At 35.9% G+C, this 16,550-nt stretch carries 11 protein-coding genes; 6 read left to right on the top strand and 5 right to left on the bottom strand.

All coding sequences use genetic code 11. The features are described from left to right. Positions 1-52 precede the first annotated feature (52 nt). A complete protein-coding gene (locus ACLHG9_RS05395; protein ID WP_410220480.1) occupies positions 53-1,534 on the top strand; it encodes a glycine--tRNA ligase in 1,482 nt (493 codons plus the stop codon). 83 nt (positions 1,535-1,617) lie between these two features. Here the strand turns inward: ACLHG9_RS05395 and ACLHG9_RS05390 are convergent, their stop codons facing one another. Continuing rightward, positions 1,618-2,814 (bottom strand): C40 family peptidase, encoded by a 1,197-nt coding sequence (locus ACLHG9_RS05390; RefSeq protein WP_410220479.1) that lies wholly within the window; start codon positions 2,812-2,814, stop codon positions 1,618-1,620. Positions 2,815-2,937: 123 nt separating this feature from the next. On the opposite strand from ACLHG9_RS05390, the gene ACLHG9_RS05385 reads away from it, so the two are divergent. The 3 genes from ACLHG9_RS05385 to ACLHG9_RS05375 all read left to right on the top strand — a co-directional run bounded on the left by ACLHG9_RS05385 (position 2,938) and on the right by ACLHG9_RS05375 (position 6,488). Continuing rightward, complete coding sequence (locus ACLHG9_RS05385) at positions 2,938-4,020, top strand: calcium:proton antiporter (protein WP_410220478.1); 1,083 nt, start codon at positions 2,938-2,940, stop codon at positions 4,018-4,020. Positions 4,021-4,214: 194 nt separating this feature from the next. After that, complete coding sequence (locus ACLHG9_RS05380; RefSeq protein ID WP_410220477.1) at positions 4,215-6,014, top strand: LTA synthase family protein; 1,800 nt, start codon at positions 4,215-4,217, stop codon at positions 6,012-6,014. Beyond that, a complete protein-coding gene (locus tag ACLHG9_RS05375) occupies positions 6,015-6,488 on the top strand; it encodes a GtrA family protein (protein ID WP_410220476.1) in 474 nt (157 codons plus the stop codon). 238 nt (positions 6,489-6,726) lie between these two features. On the opposite strand, the gene lpxB is transcribed toward ACLHG9_RS05375, so the two are convergent. From lpxB to surE, 3 genes are read right to left on the bottom strand one after another with little or no spacing between them, the layout of a single operon-like run. Further along, on the bottom strand, positions 6,727-7,845 hold the full coding sequence (lpxB, locus tag ACLHG9_RS05370; RefSeq protein ID WP_410220475.1) for a lipid-A-disaccharide synthase: 1,119 nt from the start codon (positions 7,843-7,845) through the stop codon (positions 6,727-6,729). Positions 7,846-7,855: 10 nt separating this feature from the next. After that, on the bottom strand, positions 7,856-8,146 hold the full coding sequence (locus ACLHG9_RS05365; protein WP_410220474.1) for a stationary phase survival protein SurE: 291 nt from the start codon (positions 8,144-8,146) through the stop codon (positions 7,856-7,858). A gap of 1 nt (position 8,147) precedes the next feature. After that, positions 8,148-8,975 (bottom strand): 5'/3'-nucleotidase SurE, encoded by an 828-nt coding sequence (gene surE / locus ACLHG9_RS05360; protein ID WP_410220473.1) that lies wholly within the window; start codon positions 8,973-8,975, stop codon positions 8,148-8,150. 163 nt (positions 8,976-9,138) lie between these two features. On the opposite strand from surE, the gene ACLHG9_RS05355 reads away from it, so the two are divergent. Beyond that, positions 9,139-12,072, top strand: a complete 2,934-nt coding sequence (locus ACLHG9_RS05355) for an insulinase family protein (RefSeq protein WP_410220472.1) — start codon at positions 9,139-9,141, stop codon at positions 12,070-12,072. Between the two features lie 101 nt (positions 12,073-12,173). Continuing rightward, complete coding sequence (locus ACLHG9_RS05350; protein ID WP_410220471.1) at positions 12,174-14,543, top strand: hypothetical protein; 2,370 nt, start codon at positions 12,174-12,176, stop codon at positions 14,541-14,543. A gap of 37 nt (positions 14,544-14,580) precedes the next feature. Here ACLHG9_RS05350 and acs read toward each other — a convergent pair whose 3' ends face one another. Then, on the bottom strand, positions 14,581-16,479 hold the full coding sequence (acs, locus tag ACLHG9_RS05345) for an acetate--CoA ligase (RefSeq protein WP_410220470.1): 1,899 nt from the start codon (positions 16,477-16,479) through the stop codon (positions 14,581-14,583). Positions 16,480-16,550: the final 71 nt, after the last annotated feature.

Genomic DNA, 16,550 nt, shown 5'->3' with positions numbered 1-16,550 from the left:
GCTGATCAGGCTAAATATTTAGTATCAGCTTATTTACTATCTTTGTGGCATTATGGCGCAGAAAAATAACGACGAACAGTTTAAAAATGTAATCTCACATGCTAAGGAATACGGTTTTGTTTTTCCAAGTAGCGAAATATATGACGGATTAAGTGCAGTATATGATTATGGTCAGCTTGGGGCTGAGCTTAAAAATAACATTAAAACCTATTGGTGGAAAGCCATGGTGCAAATGCATGAAAATATTGTAGGCATTGATGCTGCTATATTTATGCATCCTAAGGTGTGGAAAGCCAGCGGACATGTTGATGGATTTAACGATCCGATGATCGATAACAAAGATTCAAAAAAACGTTACCGTGCCGATCAGTTATTAGAAGATAAGATTGCCAAATACGAAAAAGATGGCAAAACAGATAAAGCTGCCAAATTGCAGGCAGACATGGACGATGCTTTAAAAGCCGAAGACCTGCCTCATTTAAAAGTATTGATTGAAGAACACGAAATTGTATGCCCTATCAGCGGTACCCGCAATTGGACAGATGTTCGCCAGTTCAATCTGATGTTCAACACCCAGTTTGGTGCTATGGCAGAGGGCAGTGATGTGGTGTATCTACGTCCTGAAACTGCACAGGGTATTTTTGTAAATTTCCTTAATGTACAGAAAACCGGCCGCATGAAAATTCCTTTTGGCATTGCACAAATTGGCAAGGCTTTCAGAAATGAGGTTATTGCCCGCCAGTTCATTATGCGTATGCGTGAATTTGAGCAAATGGAGATGCAATTCTTTGTGCGCCCGGGAGAAGATAAAAAATGGTTTGAATACTGGAAAGAAGCCCGTTTAAAATGGCACCGTGCTTTGGGTACCGCTTCTGAAAAATACCGCTATCATGACCATACCAAATTGGCACATTATGCCAATGCAGCTACAGATATTGAGTTCGAATTCCCATTTGGATTTAAAGAAGTTGAAGGTATCCACAGTAGAACAGATTTTGATTTAACACAGCACCAGGAATACAGTGGTAAAAAAATGCAGTATTTCGATGCAGAATTAGATGAAAATGGAAAACCTTATGGTAATTATGTTCCCTATGTAATTGAAACCTCTATTGGTTTAGACAGGATGTTCTTGTTAACCATGATCAATGCCTTAGTTGAAGAAGACTTAAGTACAGAAGAAAAACAAGATAGCAGAACCGTGTTGAAATTACATCCGGCACTTGCGCCTTACAAAGCAGCTGTTTTCCCACTTACCAAAAAAGATGGCTTACCTGAAAAAGCCCGTGAAATTATGGATAAATTGAAAATTGATTTCAACTGTATCTATGAGGAAAAAGATGCTATTGGTAAACGTTACCGCAGACAAGATGCTGTAGGAACGCCTTTCTGTATTACAGTAGATCATCAAACTTTAGAAGATGATACCGTAACGATACGTCACAGAGACACTATGGAACAGCAACGTATAGCTATAAAAGACTTACATTTTACAATAGACAGTAAAGTAAACTGGAGAACCTTGTTAGGCTGATAAACTTTAGTTATTATATAAAAGACCCTGAAATAAATTCAGGGTGAAGCAAAAATCCCTGTGTAAGAAACACAGGGATTTTTTTATTTATACCATTCCTGCTGATCTATTCTTGTAATTTTTGGTGTACCTATTTCCGTAAGCATTCTGCGGGCACTCACTAAGGTTCTGGTCTGACCTTCATCATAATTTGGCGCATCTGGCAAAATACTGCTAATTTTAACCATTCCCGCCGACTGAATAAATTCTCCTTTACCTATGTAAATGGCCGTATGTGTTATTCTACCTCCAGTTGTACCTCTGCGTTTTGATGCAGAAAAAAACATCAGATCGCCCGGTTGTAAGTTTTGCAGACATTTACTAACGCTGATGGTATCATTTTCCATTACATCTACTGCTTTACCTACCAAAGCTTGCTGAGAAGCATCTCTTGGTATAATAATTCCATTCAGGAAGAAAGCTGTTTTGGTAAAACCACTACAATCTACTCCTTTTATAGAGGTACCACCCCATAAATAGGGCACGCCTATTAAGGTTTCGGCAACCTGTAAAATATCTGTAGCCTTTGGATTTGGTCGTTTTACCCATTCAATATAATCAGTAACTTGATTTTTCTGTACATAGGCTTCACGGTGATCGGGATAAGCTACTTTGAGAAATGCGCCTTCAGCACCCAATAGCTTTAAAATATCTCCTTTAACCAGATCAGATACTCTTCTTGATTTCAATTCCTTCTCTGCATAACTATGCCCATAATCATCTGTAAAAACAATTTTCTTTGCTTTCTGCCAGTCGTTAAATTCGGCAGCAGTCATACTGGCCACACCACCTCCATCAGTCCAGGCTAAATAACCATCTGGCGATCTTACCAGATAAAATCCACCTTGCTTTTTTAAGATATGTAAAGGTGTTCCTAATAAGGTTTGGGTCATTAACTCTGCCCCATGTACAGGTTGGCTACGATGATTGGCAACTGAAATTGTAGTTACGCCATAAATTTTTCCGCTTAACTGTGCAGCTGGCAACAATTCTGTTCTTAATTTAGTTTGATCTAAAGCAGCTACCTGTTGCTTAAAAGCTTTTAAAACTTCGGCAGAACTACTTTCGGTAATCACAGAATCTCTTTTAAACTGAATATTAAAATAAATATCTCTTTTATCGGGAGCATATTGTTTTTGCACCTTTTTAAAAATATCGTGGTAAGCAGTAGTATCAATTTGAGCAAGAACAGTACCTCTAAAGCACAAAATCAATAAAACTGAAAAAGAAAATAACTTCATAAAATCAAAGCTGGGTAAAAATATGTTAGTAACAAATCGGGTAATTAAATATTTACATTTATGGTAAATGAATTGTTAAATTTAAAAATTGGTTTTTCTATTTTTAAGAGTTAAACATATTTTATGCTAAAAAAACTCCCTCTTCCCCTCTGGACGATTATTCTTCCCGTATTGGCATGGGTTACATATATGCTTCCTCTGGCCGAAGCCGGTGGTTTTGCCATAGCTTTAAAAACCTTACTGCTGATAGGCAGTGTCTTAGCTGCTGTGCATCATGCAGAGGTGGTTGCACATCGGGTTGGTGAACCGTTTGGAACCCTGCTATTAGCATTGGCGGTAACTGTTATAGAAGTATCTTTGATTGTTTCATTAATGCTTACAGGGGGACCGGAAACCGCAGCTTTAGCCCGTGACACAGTCTTCGCAGCTGTAATGATTATTCTAACAGGCATGATTGGCATCTGTCTTTTGGTTGGAGGGGTTAAATACCGTGAACAGCTATTTACATCAAGTGGCGTTAAAGCGGCCCTGGTTACTTTAATGGCAATTTTAACCTTAACTTTAATCTTACCCAATTACACCACAAGTATTGCAGGTCCTTATTATAACAATGCACAGTTAGTTTTTGTAGCTGTTATATCACTTATTTTATATGGGGCATTTGTAATGGTACAAGCCGTAAGACACCGAGACTTTTTCCTTCCTCCAGACGATGATGGCGATGAAGATCATCATGCGGCTCCTCCCACAACAAAAGTGGCTTTGCTAAGTGGCTTGTTATTATTAGTATGTTTAGGTATTGTAGTGCTTTTAGCCAAAGCTTTAGCTCCCGATATTGAAAATGCAGTTGTAAATATAGGTGCACCAAAATCGTTGGTGGGTGTAATTATAGCAACGGTTGTATTATTACCAGAAGGTTTGGCGGCTTATCGTGCAGCTAAAAAAAATCGCCTGCAAACCTCTTTGAATCTGGCTTTAGGCTCTGCGCTGGCCAGTATTGGCCTGACTATTCCTGCGGTTGCTATTGTTGCTCTTATTACCGGAATGACCATCACCTTAGGCATTGATATGAAATCTATGGTGTTATTACTACTGGCCCAACTGAGTATCATTATTTCATTTGGCAGTGGCAAAACCAACATTTTACAGGGCATAGTTCTGTTAACCATTTTTGCAGCCTATTTATTTACCATTATTGCGCCATAAAGTATGATTGGCTTTTGTTTCATTTAAAGCTGGGTTTAATTAAATTTGCGCCCTATTAAAAATAAATGTCCCGTTTACAAGAAAGAACTGCAAACCTATATCCTACTTTAATTTACAGGATTTTTTTAGTGTTATTATGCTATACCCTGTGTCGATTGGGTTTTTATTTAAGCAATTATTCCTTATTTAAGCATTTGTCTACGCAAGAGCTGGGTGTTATTTTCTTGGGAGGGCTTAAGTTTGATATTGTAGCTGTTCTTTATATCAATTCTTTATTTATTGTTTTACAGGCACTGCCCTTTAAAATAAAATACCGACAGGGTTACCAAACTTTTTGCAAGTGGCTGTTTATCCTTACAAATACCATAGGTTTTATCGCCAATTTCTCTGATTTTGCCTATTACAAATTCACTTTAAAGCGTACAACAGCAAGTGTTTTCTCGCAATTTAGCAATGAGCAAAACAAGGCAAAACTGTTGTTCGATTTTTTACTGGATTACTGGTATTTGTTTATTATTCTTATTTTATTCATTTACGGTTTCATCAAACTGTATGATCTCGTAAAAGTTAAAAAATGTTACAGCTATCGCTTAAAAACATTTCTGTGGCAAACCATAGCTTTGGTGCTGATTGCCGGATTATTTGTTATAGGTGTTAGAGGTGGTTGGAGGCATAGTACAAGACCCATTACATTAAGTAATGCCGGTGATTTTGTAAAGGTGCCTGCAGATATGAGCCTGGTGCTCAATACACCTTTCAGTATCTTAAAAACTTTAAAAGCCGCCAATCTAAAACCTGTACATTATTTTAGTGAAAGTGAATTGGATTCGCTCTATAATCCTATACACCAACCGCAACATAAAGGTGAGTTTAAAAAACTGAATGTTGTTTTTTTAATTATAGAAAGTCTTGGCAAAGAGCATATCGGTACGCTTAACAAAGATTTGCTCAATGGCACATATAAAGGTTATACGCCTTTTATAGATAGCTTGGCAGAACAGAGTTTTACCTCCACAAGAACTTATGCCAATGGGCGTAAATCTATTGATGCATTGCCTTCTGTTATTACAGGCATCCCTTCAATAAAAGAACCTTTTGTTCTATCTAGCTATTCAAACAACAATACTACCAGTATTGCCAAACTTTTAGGAAATGAGGGTTACGAGACTGCCTTTTTTCATGGTGCACCAAATGGCTCTATGGGATTTTCGGCCTATGTTAATTTAGCAGGCATCAAACATTATTATGGTAAAACCGAATACAATAATGATCAAGATTTTGACGGTATCTGGGGTATTTGGGACGAACCTTTTATGCAGTACATGGCTAAGACCATGAACACTTTTAAACCTCCTTTTTTTACTGCATTTTTTTCGGTTTCTTCCCATCATCCTTTTAAAATACCCGAAAAATATCAAGGAAAATTTAAGAAAGGTCCGTTACCCGTGCAGGAGCCTTTGGGTTATACTGATATGGCATTGCGAAAATTCTTTGAAACTGCAAAAAAAATGCCCTGGTTTAACAATACGCTTTTTGTGCTTTGCGCAGATCATGCTACCGTATCTTATTTACCCGAATATCAGACCATACCCGGCTATTTTTCTATTCCTATTCTTTTTTATTATCCTGGAGGCGATTTAAAAGGAAGAACAGACAAGCTGATACAACAGATTGACATTATGCCTACAGTCTTGAATTACCTAAATTACGATAAGCCTTATTTTGCTTTTGGTTTTGATGCCATGGATAAAACACAGCACAATTTTGTGGTAAACAATAATGATGGAAATTTTAACTTTTACAAAGGCGATTACTTATTGATTAATGATGGCAAACAATCGCAATCTCTATATAATCTTAAGCAAGACCGTTTGCTAAAAAAGAACCTGTTAAGCCTGCAACCTGATACCGTTTTAAATATGGAGAAATATCTCAAAGCTTTTATACAGCAATACAATAACCGTATGATTGCCAATAAACTTACTGCCCAATAAATGAGAAAAGCTATTTTAAAGTGTATTGATTTCTTTTATCCTCCTTTTAAAAGCTGGTTTAGTTTACATACGTTCAGATATATCGCCAGCGGGGGTTTTACAGCAATTAGTGGTATTGTAGCCTATTTCATCATTTATAATTACATCCTTCATCAAACAGATATACGAATTGATGAGTATTTAATAACAGCCCCTGTTGCGGCTTTAGCCTTAGAATCTGCTTTTACTTTTTGCTTGGGTTTTGTACTAAATAAATACCTTGTATTTACACAGTCTAATTTAAAAGGAAGAATACAGTTATTTAGGTATGGAACCGTTGTGATTACCAATATATTACTCAATTATGCCCTGTTAAAAATATTGGTCGAAGGCTTCGGTTTTTATCCTTCTGTATCGAAGGCTCTTATTACCGTATTATTAGCCATTTTCAGTTATTTTTCACAGAAACACTTTTCTTTTAAGGTAAAGAAATAAAAAAGGGAAAGCCATCCAGCTCTCCCACACACAACTTATTTAATAGCTAAACAAACTTTATTTGTTTTTGCCAAAAATAAGTTCGCATTAAATATCGACCAATACCCAGTACTGGGTATTTTGATTTAAACCAAGTCTTATTTATAGTTACCCGTTCATTTTAAATCTGTATCAAAAACAAACTATAACTAAATTTGCCGTAATTTAAACAAATTTGTTACAATTCAAAAATTTCAGTTTAAATCTTTTTATTTTCTGCTAAAAAAAGACCAATCAGTTCTGCTGTTTTTTCTGATGCTCCTGCACTACCCATTTTCAGTAACAAATCATTATAGTTATTCAACATATCAACCCTGCCTTCACCTTCAACAATATCTTTTAGTTCTCTAATGATGTTTGCGGTACTGCATTCTTCTTGTATAAGTTCAGTTACCACTTTTTTATCCATAATTAAATTCACAAGAGATATGAATTTGATCTTAACCAAAAGCCTGGCAATGGCTATAGAAATTGATCCTCCTTTGTAAACCACTACCTGAGGAACTTTAAAAAGAGCTGTTTCTAAAGTTGCTGTACCAGAAGCAACTACTGCAGCATGTGCAACATTTAAAAGATTATAAGTATCTGAAAATACAAGACTTACTGTCTTATCTTTAATAAAGGTTTGGTAGTATTCTTTACTGAAAGTAGGTGCTGCCGCTATAACAAACTGGTAATCTTTAAACTGCGGCATAACCGAAAGCATAGGCAATAACAAACGTTCTATTTCCTGTTTACGACTGCCTGGCAATAAAGCAATAATAGGTTTATTTGTAAGTTGATTGCGTTCTTTAAAACTATGATCTGGTTTAAACTTGCTGATTTCGTCTAATAAAGGATTGCCCACGTAATCAACTTTCATACCCCATGTTTTGTAAAAATCTACCTCAAAAGGTAAAATACAAAACATCCTATCTACAATCTTTTTAATTTTTAAAACACGTTTTTGATTCCACGCCCATACTTTTGGCGAGATATAATAACATACTTTAATACCATGCTGTTTTGCAAATTCAGCAATTTTCAGGTTAAATCCCGGAAAATCAATCAGAATCAAAACATCAGGTTGGTAACCTAATATATCGGCTTTGCATTGTCTCAGGTTTTTAAATATGGTGCGAAGATTCATTAGCACTTCCGTAAACCCCATAAAAGCCATATCGGCATAATGCTTTACCAGCATACCACCTTCGGCAAGCATTTTATCTCCTCCAAAAAACCTGAAATCAGCATTTTGATCAGCAACTTTTAAAGCTTTTATCAAATTAGCGCCATGCAAATCTCCTGAGGCTTCTCCTGCCACCAAATAATACTTCATTTAAAAAAAATTAAGACGCAACATTAATCTCCTGCATCAGTTTATAAATAAAAAAAGCAAAGGCCCACAGAAAAGTAACAGCTAATATTCCTCTGCCTATATATTCTTTATTGATCTTAAAAAAATAATTCATCAAAAAAGCATTTACGGCAACACAACCTATGAGTAATAAATCAGCTTCTTTTAATGCTTTAACATGGTGCATTAAATACCAAGCCACACTTACCAGTACAAAGGGTATGACAAAACCAATTATCAATCCAATCCATACAGAATTTTTAAGCTTCGAAATCAAGCTCATATTAACCTAAATTTGTTCCGTCAGGCCCTGATATTCTCTCTATTTCCGCCTCTCCATTACCAAGATCCCAGCTGTTAAGAATAGGTATTACATGATGAGCTGTTAGATCAAATTGTACCGGAACCACACTGGCATAACCGTGATTTAAGGCCCATACATCCGTATCTTCGCCTTTGTCATAATTTTCGAACACCCCCGTAAGCCAATAATAAGGTCTGTTATAAGGATCTTTTCTTTCATCAAAATCTTCGGCCCATTTCGCATTTGCCTGCCTACAGATTTTAATTCCTTTGATCTGATTGCCTTTAGGAAAATTCACATTAAGCAATGTACCTTCAGGCAAACCCTTTTCCAAAACCTGTAAAGCAATTTGTTTTACAAACTTTTTGCAGTGCGAAAAGTCTGCATCGGGATCAAAATCATCCAAAGAAAAACCTATCGATGGAATTTTCTCTATGGCCCCTTCTACCGCAGCAGACATGGTACCTGAGTAAATTACATTAATAGAGTTATTTAATCCATGGTTAATCCCTGAAACACACAGATCGGGTTTTTTGCCCTTAAAAACCTTATTTACTGCTAATTTAACACAATCCACAGGTGTACCCGAACATTTATACATTTCTACCCCCTCGTACAAATCAACCTTGCTAAAACGTAAAGGTTTACCAATAGTTATGGCATGCCCCATACCCGATTGAGGACCATCGGGAGCAACTACGGTTACCGTTCCTATTTCTTGCATAACTTCTAACAGGGCTTTAATTCCAGTTGCTGTTATACCATCATCGTTTACAACCAATATGGTGGGTTTAGTGTGCTTTTTCATGAAGGTAAAAATACGAGAAATAAATTGAAGCTAATGCCATCTATTTTTAACAGTTTGTATAACTATTTATTTTGATAAGCATTATATTTGAGCTGTAGCTTTGTTGTTACATACAAAGCCTCATAATTTAAATCACCAAATAACTTGAAAAATCCAAGAACGAATGAAAATTAAACTTTTACTGTTTGTATGCCTATTATTTTTAGGCTCAAATCTGTTAGCACAAACCTCATATCAATGGAAAACGGCCACTTCTGGTGGTTATACCTATAAATATGTAACTAACGACCCATCTAAAACCCGCTTTTACACTTTAAAAAACGGTTTAACAGTTATTTTATCTCCTAATTACGTTGAACCGAAGATTGAGTTCAGAATGAGCGTTAGAGCCGGAAGTAATACTGACCCAAAAAATGCTACTGGTTTAGCGCATTACCTAGAGCATTTGTTATTTAAAGGCACCGACAAATTCGGAACGGTAGATTTCGCTAAAGAAAAACCTTATCTGGATAAAATTGATGCGCTTTATGAAAAATACAATAAAACCACTGATCCTGCTCAGCGTAAAGAGATTTATAAAGAAATCGATAAAGTATCAGGTGAAGCATCAAATTATTCTATAGCAAATGAATATGATAAAATGATGCAAAGCATAGGTGGTAAATCTACAAACGCTCATACCTGGTATGAAGAAACCGTTTATAATGAGGATTTTCCATCTAACGCCATTGATAAATTTTTAGCTATACAGGCTGAGCGTTTCCGTCAACCTATTTTCCGTATTTTCCATACAGAGCTTGAAGCTGTTTATGAAGAAAAAAACAGAGGATTAGATAATGACGGTAATAAATTAGATGAGGCCATGATGGATAAATTGTTTCCAACGCATAACTACGGCCAGCAAACTACTATAGGTACGATTGAGCACCTGAAAAACCCTTCGCTAATTGAGATCAAAAAATACTATAACAAGTATTATGTACCTAATAATATGGCTGCCATTTTCGCAGGTGATTTTAATCCGGATGAAATGATTAAAAAAATAGACAGATCATTTAGCTACATGGTACCTAAGCCTGTTACTTTATACAATCCTGCACCTGAAAAACCACTTACAGAAATACAAAAAGTAGATGTATATGGCCCAAGTGCCGAAATGGTAGATATCTATTATCGCGGGTTTGCGCAAAATACCAAAGAAGCCTTAATGCTTTCTTTGATACGCAGCATTCTTACCAATGGTAAAGCAGGTTTAATTGACATCAACCTGAACAAGCAACAAAAAGTATTGAGAGCAAGTGCCGGATATCAACAAATGAAAGATTACGGCGTATTTAATTTATCTGCTCAACCTAAACAAGGTCAATCTTTAGAAGATGCTGCGAAACTTCTTTTAGAACAGATAGATCTATTAAAAGCAGGAAAGTTTGACGATGATTTATTAAAAGCTATTGTAGCTAATAAAAAATTAAGCTTCTTACAAGCTTTCGATAGCAACAACAGTCGTGCTGAATACCTTTCTACTGAATTCATTATGAATCGCGGTACTGAATGGGAGAAAAGTTTGAACGAAAATAATGACCTTGCTAAAATAACCAAAGCTCAAGTAATTGCTTTTGCTAAAACATTCTTCAAAGACAACTATGTAATCGGCTTTAAACACAAAGGAGAAGATAAAAATGTAACAAAAGTTGAAAAACCAGCTATTACACCTATCAACCCTAATAGTGATTTAAGTTCTCCATTTGTTAAAAACATTATCAATGCCCCAATAAAACCTCTTTCGCCTAAATTCTTAGACTACCAGAAAGATATTTCTTTCGGTAAATCTGGTATTGCAGAGGTAATGACAATCAAAAACACTGAAAATCCAATTTTCAGGATGTCATACAGATTTAATATGGGAACTAATAACTATAAACTATTACCGTATGCTTCTTCTTACCTAACTTACTTGAGCACCAATAAATATTCTGCTGAGCAATTAAGTAAACAATTTTATGACATAGCATGTTCTTACAGCCTTAATGTAGGTAGTGACGTAACCACTATTAACATTAGCGGCTTACAGGAAAACTTTGAAAAAGCTGTAGGATTGGTAGAGCATATTTTCAATAATATTCAGGTTAATGAAAAAGCGCTTGCCGAACTGAAAAGCAATATCTTAAAATCAAGGGAAAACAGCAAACTGAATAAAGGTGCGATCATGAACGCATTAACTTCTTACGCTCAGTTTGGATCATTAAATCCTTACAATAATGTTCTAAGTAATGATGAAGTGAAAAACATTAAAGCTGAAGATCTAATCAGCCTGCTGAAAAACTTAAATAATTATGAGCATGTAATTACTTATTACGGACCAAAAGATCTTAATGCTTTTTCTGCTGATATTGCTAAATTACATACCCTGCCAAAAGAATTTACTCCTGCTGCCCCTGCACATCAGTATAAATATACCTCTCAAACCGAGAATCAAGTATATTTCGCTAATTATGATATGGTACAATCAGAAATACGCTGGTTAAGAAACACAGGTGTATATAATAAAAATGATGGGGGAACCATCGAAGTTTTTAACAGCTATTTTGGTGGTGGTATGGGTTCTATCGTATTCCAAACCATTAGAGAATCTAAAGCCTTAGCTTATTCTACTTTTGCCAGCTATGTAACTCCTGACAGAGCAGATAAAGATTATAGTATGATTGCTTATGTAGGTAGTCAGGCCGACAAAATGAATGAAGCAGTTGCGGGTATGAACGAGTTATTAAATACGCTTCCTCGCAATGAAAAAACTTTTGAAGGTGCTAAAACCAATGTGTTAACCGGTTACGAATCTGCAAGAATTGTAAAAGACGCTATCTTTAATTACTATTTCGCTGATAAGAAATTAGGTTATAATTATGATTCAAGAATAGATCGCTATAAAGCTGCAAAACCAATTACTTTCGACAATATCAATACCTTCCATGAGCAAAAAATTGCGCATAAACCTTATACATACCTCATTGTTGCATCAGATAAACGTGTAAAACAAGAAGATATGCAGAAATTTGGCAAGGTTACCACTTTAACTTTAGAACAGTTATTTGGTTATTAGGCAATAGAATAGCCTTATCAGAAAAATGAGAAAACTGGGGGTACTACCACTCCCAGTTTTTTTATGAGAAAATTTTTAGAATCACTACTTTTAGAACTACAATGCGTAAACTATCTTTCTTCCTACTTCTATTTATCTTATATAGTTCAATAAAGGCTCAGGATCCTTTACAAAATAATTTTTCATGGTATAAAAAGGCCATTAGCAATGGAAGCTTATTTGTTCATTTTGATAAGAATGTATATGCAAGCAATGAGCAAGTGTATTTTACTGCCTATATTCTAAAAGCCAGAGATTTTAACCAGCATCAGATTTTATCTGTTGTATTGGTAAGAGATGTAGATAGCACAGTTATTAAACAGGAAAAGTTTGTTGCGGGCAACGGTTTATCATTTGGGCAATTTGCAGTACCAGATTCCATAATTCCGGGTAATTATCACTTAAACGCCTTTACCGATGTTTTGTTGAACAATGAGCCCGAGTTGTTTTTTTCTCAGCCCATAACTGTAAAATCTGCTCTGGATCCCAGTTTTAAGGTAAACATGCAATTTCTGTCTAAAGAAAATGGTTTTAACAATGTTCTGGTTTCTGTTCTTTCGGCTAAAAATACATTTCTGGCCAAGCCTGCATCAGTTACTTATATTTACAATAACAAAACAAATAAGGGACAAACCAGCCCTTCCGGACAGTTAATGTTAAAAATACCAGAAACTGTTAATCAAACTGATCCTAATCTATATGCCAAAGTAAAATACCAGAAAGACAGCACTTTTATCCATATGCCCTTGCCTCAGCCCAAAGGGAACGCATCAGTTAAATTTTATCCTGAAGGAGGAAATTTAATTGCAGGGTGTAAAAATAAAGTAGGTTGGGAAGTTAAAGACCTACACAAACGCCCCTTATCTACAAAAGCTGTTTTATATAGAAACAATCTTCCTATAGATACCATTGAAACGAGTGATTATGGGATTGGACATTTTTTTATCGTTCCCGATGTAAATAGTTCTTACCAGTTAAAACTCTTGCATTCTGATGTAAAAGATAGTTTGTATAAACTGCCGACTTCTTTAAAAGAAGGGCTGAATGTAATCGTAAGAAACGCACTACCTAATGATACTGTAAGGTTCGTTATAAATTCTACAAATTCTCAAAAAATCATCATCAGAGTTCACAATTTTAAAGATGTTTTCGCTTACTTTCCTTATCTGATTAATAAGGGCGTTACTTCTTTTAGCATACCATTAAATGAAGTTCCAAAAGGAATAAAAGCAATTACCATAACCGATAGCTTAGAAAGGCCATTAGCAGAACGGCTATTTTTTGCCCATTATGATAAAGATCAGAAAGATATCCATTTAGCAACAGATAAACCAAGTTACAACACCCGAGAAAAAATAACCTTAGACTTAGATTTAGCCGAAACAGCACTCCCTTCTTTTGCTTCTATCGCATGTGTACAGGAAAACCGGATAGAAACAAAAAACAAATTAGATATAGAAACCTATACATATCTGCAGAATGAACTTGAAAATTTACCTGTAAGCTTAAATGGACCAGGTTATAAGAATATTAATTATGCAGAACAACTTTTATTAGTTAAGGGGTGGCGTAAATACGATTGGACAAAACTTACCCATATTAAAGCAAGCGATACCCTGTTAAAAACAAGCAATATGATCTTAAATGGTAGAGCTACCCGCAACAATAAACCTCTAAATAAACCTGTATCTCTTGGTACAATGGGTACTGCCACACTTAATGTAATCACAACTCAAAATAACGGAAATTTCAGCTTTAATAATGATCAGTTAATCATGGCTTCGGGTAAGAAAATTTATCTTTTTATAAATGGAAAAGATAATACAAATTACGACCTCATTGTGAATGATGAAATGCTTAACGAAGGCGTACGTACCCGTAGAAACTGGCGAAATCAGGAAAGTATGTTACCTTCTGCATTGATCAATAACACCGAGCTTGTTTTAAAAAATAATGAAAAGATCATTCAGCTTAAAGAAGTGGTTATAAAAACCAGTAAGGACAATACATTTTATGGGGGTGGACCAAATGCCTGCGGAGATTATGTATGTAGATTCAATATTTTAAATTGCAGAAATCATATCGGCGATCCGATGAATCGTGCCCCCGAACAAGGTAAAAGTTATATGTTAGATGGGCACAGTACTTTATATACTGGTTGCTCTATACCTGATAAGAAAACATTTCTTGAAATAAAAGGTATACAGGAGGCTAAGGAGTTCTATATAAATGATTACAGGGATCCTATGGAACCCGCTTTCTTTTCTACTTTGTATTGGAACCATGGTATCTTTTTAAAACCTAACGAAAAACAACAAATCAGTTTTTATAGCGGTGATATTTCCGGAAAATTTAAAATCATTATACAGGGGATAAATGCTAAAGGTGTTATTTACAACGAATACACTTTTACTGTAAATGGAAAGAAATAGAAAAGGCCTTTAACAAGGCCTTTTCTATTTATAAATCTTATTTAAGCTTAGCTGCCGCTGCTATAATTTCTTCAACTACGGCAGGGTCTAACAAGGTTGAAATATCTCCTAAATTTGAAGTCTCTCCTTCAGCAATCTTCCTTAAAATCCTACGCATAATCTTGCCGGAACGGGTTTTTGGCAATCCCGAAACAAATAAAATCTTATCTGGTTTTGCAATAGCTCCGATCACACGACTTACTGTCTGAAGAATATCTTTCTTAGTCAGATCATCATCATGATGATGGTTAGGATAAATAACAAAAGCATAAATTCCCTGCCCTTTAACATCATGCGGATAGCCTACAACTGCACTTTCTATTACTCCGGCATGCATATTAATGGCATTCTCTACTTCTGCAGTGCCAATTCTGTGACCCGAAACGTTTAATACATCATCTACCCTTCCGGTAATTCTATAGTATCCGTCTTCATCACGTAAACAGCCATCTCCCGTAAAATATAAACCAGGATAAGTAGAGAAGTAAGTCTGGCGACAACGCTCATGGTCTCCATAAGTTGTCCTTAGCATGCCAGGCCAAGGAAACTTAATACATAAATTTCCACTTACATTATTCCCTTCAATTTCTTTTCCATTCTCATCAACCAATATGGGTTGTATGCCTGGTAAAGGTAAAGTTGCAAAGCTTGGCTTGGTTTTAGTTACGGTAGCAATTGGTGAGATCATGATACCTCCAGTTTCCGTCTGCCACCAGGTATCAACAATCGGAGCCTGTTTATGGCCTACTTTTTCATTAAACCAATGCCATGCTTCTTCATTGATAGGTTCACCAACAGAACCCAAAACTCTCAAAGTACTTAAATCTTTACCCTGTAAAGGTTCTTCTCCAAATCCCATCAAGCTTCTTATCGCTGTTGGAGCGGTATATAAGATATTAACTTTATGCTTTTCAACAATTTCCCAAAAACGAGCAGGAGTTGGATATGTTGGTACCCCTTCAAAAAGCAGGGTGGTGGCACCTTGAGATAACGGTCCATATACAATATACGAATGACCTGTAATCCAACCAATGTCTGCCGTACAGAAATAAACCTCTTCGGGCTGATAGTTAAATACATTGGTAAAAGTATAACCGGCATATACCATATATCCACCACAAGTATGAACCACACCTTTAGGTTTACCCGTTGAACCCGATGTATATAAGATAAACAACATATCTTCTGCATCCATTTCTTCGGCTTCGCATACAGCATCTACATGTTTTACCTCATCTTCCCACCATACATCTCTTCCTTTAAGCATACTTACCGGTGTTCTTACATGTGTAAGCACAATAACTTTCTCAACTGAAGGACATGCGATCAAAGCATCATCTATCACTTCTTTCAAAGGAATAGGTTTTGCACCACGGTATACACCATCTGCAGTGATTACAAGCTTACACTGTGCATCATTTATTCTGTCGGCAATAGATTTGGCAGAGAAACCTCCGAAAACTACCGAATGTACAGCTCCAATACGGGCACAAGCAAGTACCGCTATAGCCAGTTCGGGCACCATAGGCATGTAAATACATATTCTGTCACCTTTCTTAGCGCCATTCCTTTTCAAAACGTTGGCAAACCTGCAAACACGTTCGTGTAGCATTTTATAAGTCAAAGTGATACTTTCTTCTTCGGGATTATTAGGCTCCCATATAATTGCAGGCTTATCGCCATTTTTAGCTAAATGGCGATCCAGACAGTTTTCTGTAATGTTTAATTTAGCCCCTTCAAACCATTTTATATTGGGTTCTTCAAAGTTCCAGGACAGAACTTTATACCAAGGCTTTCTCCATGTAAAGTTTTGAGCGATCTCACCCCAGAATTGCTCTGGGTTTTCAACGCTTTTTTTATAGTTTTCCTGATACTGCTCAAAAGATGTGATCTGCATAATATTAAATCATTGTTTTCTTACCTGCTAAATTAAACAATTTAATACTTAAACAATATGCTTTTCCTTTT

It is taken from the genome of Pedobacter sp. (genome assembly GCF_046462515.1).
GTDB lineage: Bacteria > Bacteroidota > Bacteroidia > Sphingobacteriales > Sphingobacteriaceae > Pedobacter.
Note: the sequence above shows the minus strand (reverse complement) of the source record. Positions and strands in the feature narration are given on the sequence as shown.

Excerpts from the sequence above, each read along its gene's own strand:
- ACLHG9_RS05395 (WP_410220480.1), top strand. The coding sequence starts at position 53 with ATGGCGCAGAAAAATAACGACGAACAGTTTAAAAATGTAATCTCACAT.
- ACLHG9_RS05390 (WP_410220479.1), bottom strand. The coding sequence starts at position 2,814 with ATGAAGTTATTTTCTTTTTCAGTTTTATTGATTTTGTGCTTTAGAGGT.
- ACLHG9_RS05385 (WP_410220478.1), top strand. The coding sequence starts at position 2,938 with ATGCTAAAAAAACTCCCTCTTCCCCTCTGGACGATTATTCTTCCCGTA.
- ACLHG9_RS05375 (WP_410220476.1), top strand. The coding sequence starts at position 6,015 with ATGAGAAAAGCTATTTTAAAGTGTATTGATTTCTTTTATCCTCCTTTT.
- lpxB (WP_410220475.1), bottom strand. The coding sequence starts at position 7,845 with ATGAAGTATTATTTGGTGGCAGGAGAAGCCTCAGGAGATTTGCATGGC.
- ACLHG9_RS05365 (WP_410220474.1), bottom strand. The coding sequence starts at position 8,146 with ATGAGCTTGATTTCGAAGCTTAAAAATTCTGTATGGATTGGATTGATA.
- surE (WP_410220473.1), bottom strand. The coding sequence starts at position 8,975 with ATGAAAAAGCACACTAAACCCACCATATTGGTTGTAAACGATGATGGT.
- ACLHG9_RS05355 (WP_410220472.1), top strand. The coding sequence starts at position 9,139 with ATGAAAATTAAACTTTTACTGTTTGTATGCCTATTATTTTTAGGCTCA.
- ACLHG9_RS05350 (WP_410220471.1), top strand. The coding sequence starts at position 12,174 with ATGCGTAAACTATCTTTCTTCCTACTTCTATTTATCTTATATAGTTCA.
- acs (WP_410220470.1), bottom strand. The coding sequence starts at position 16,479 with ATGCAGATCACATCTTTTGAGCAGTATCAGGAAAACTATAAAAAAAGC.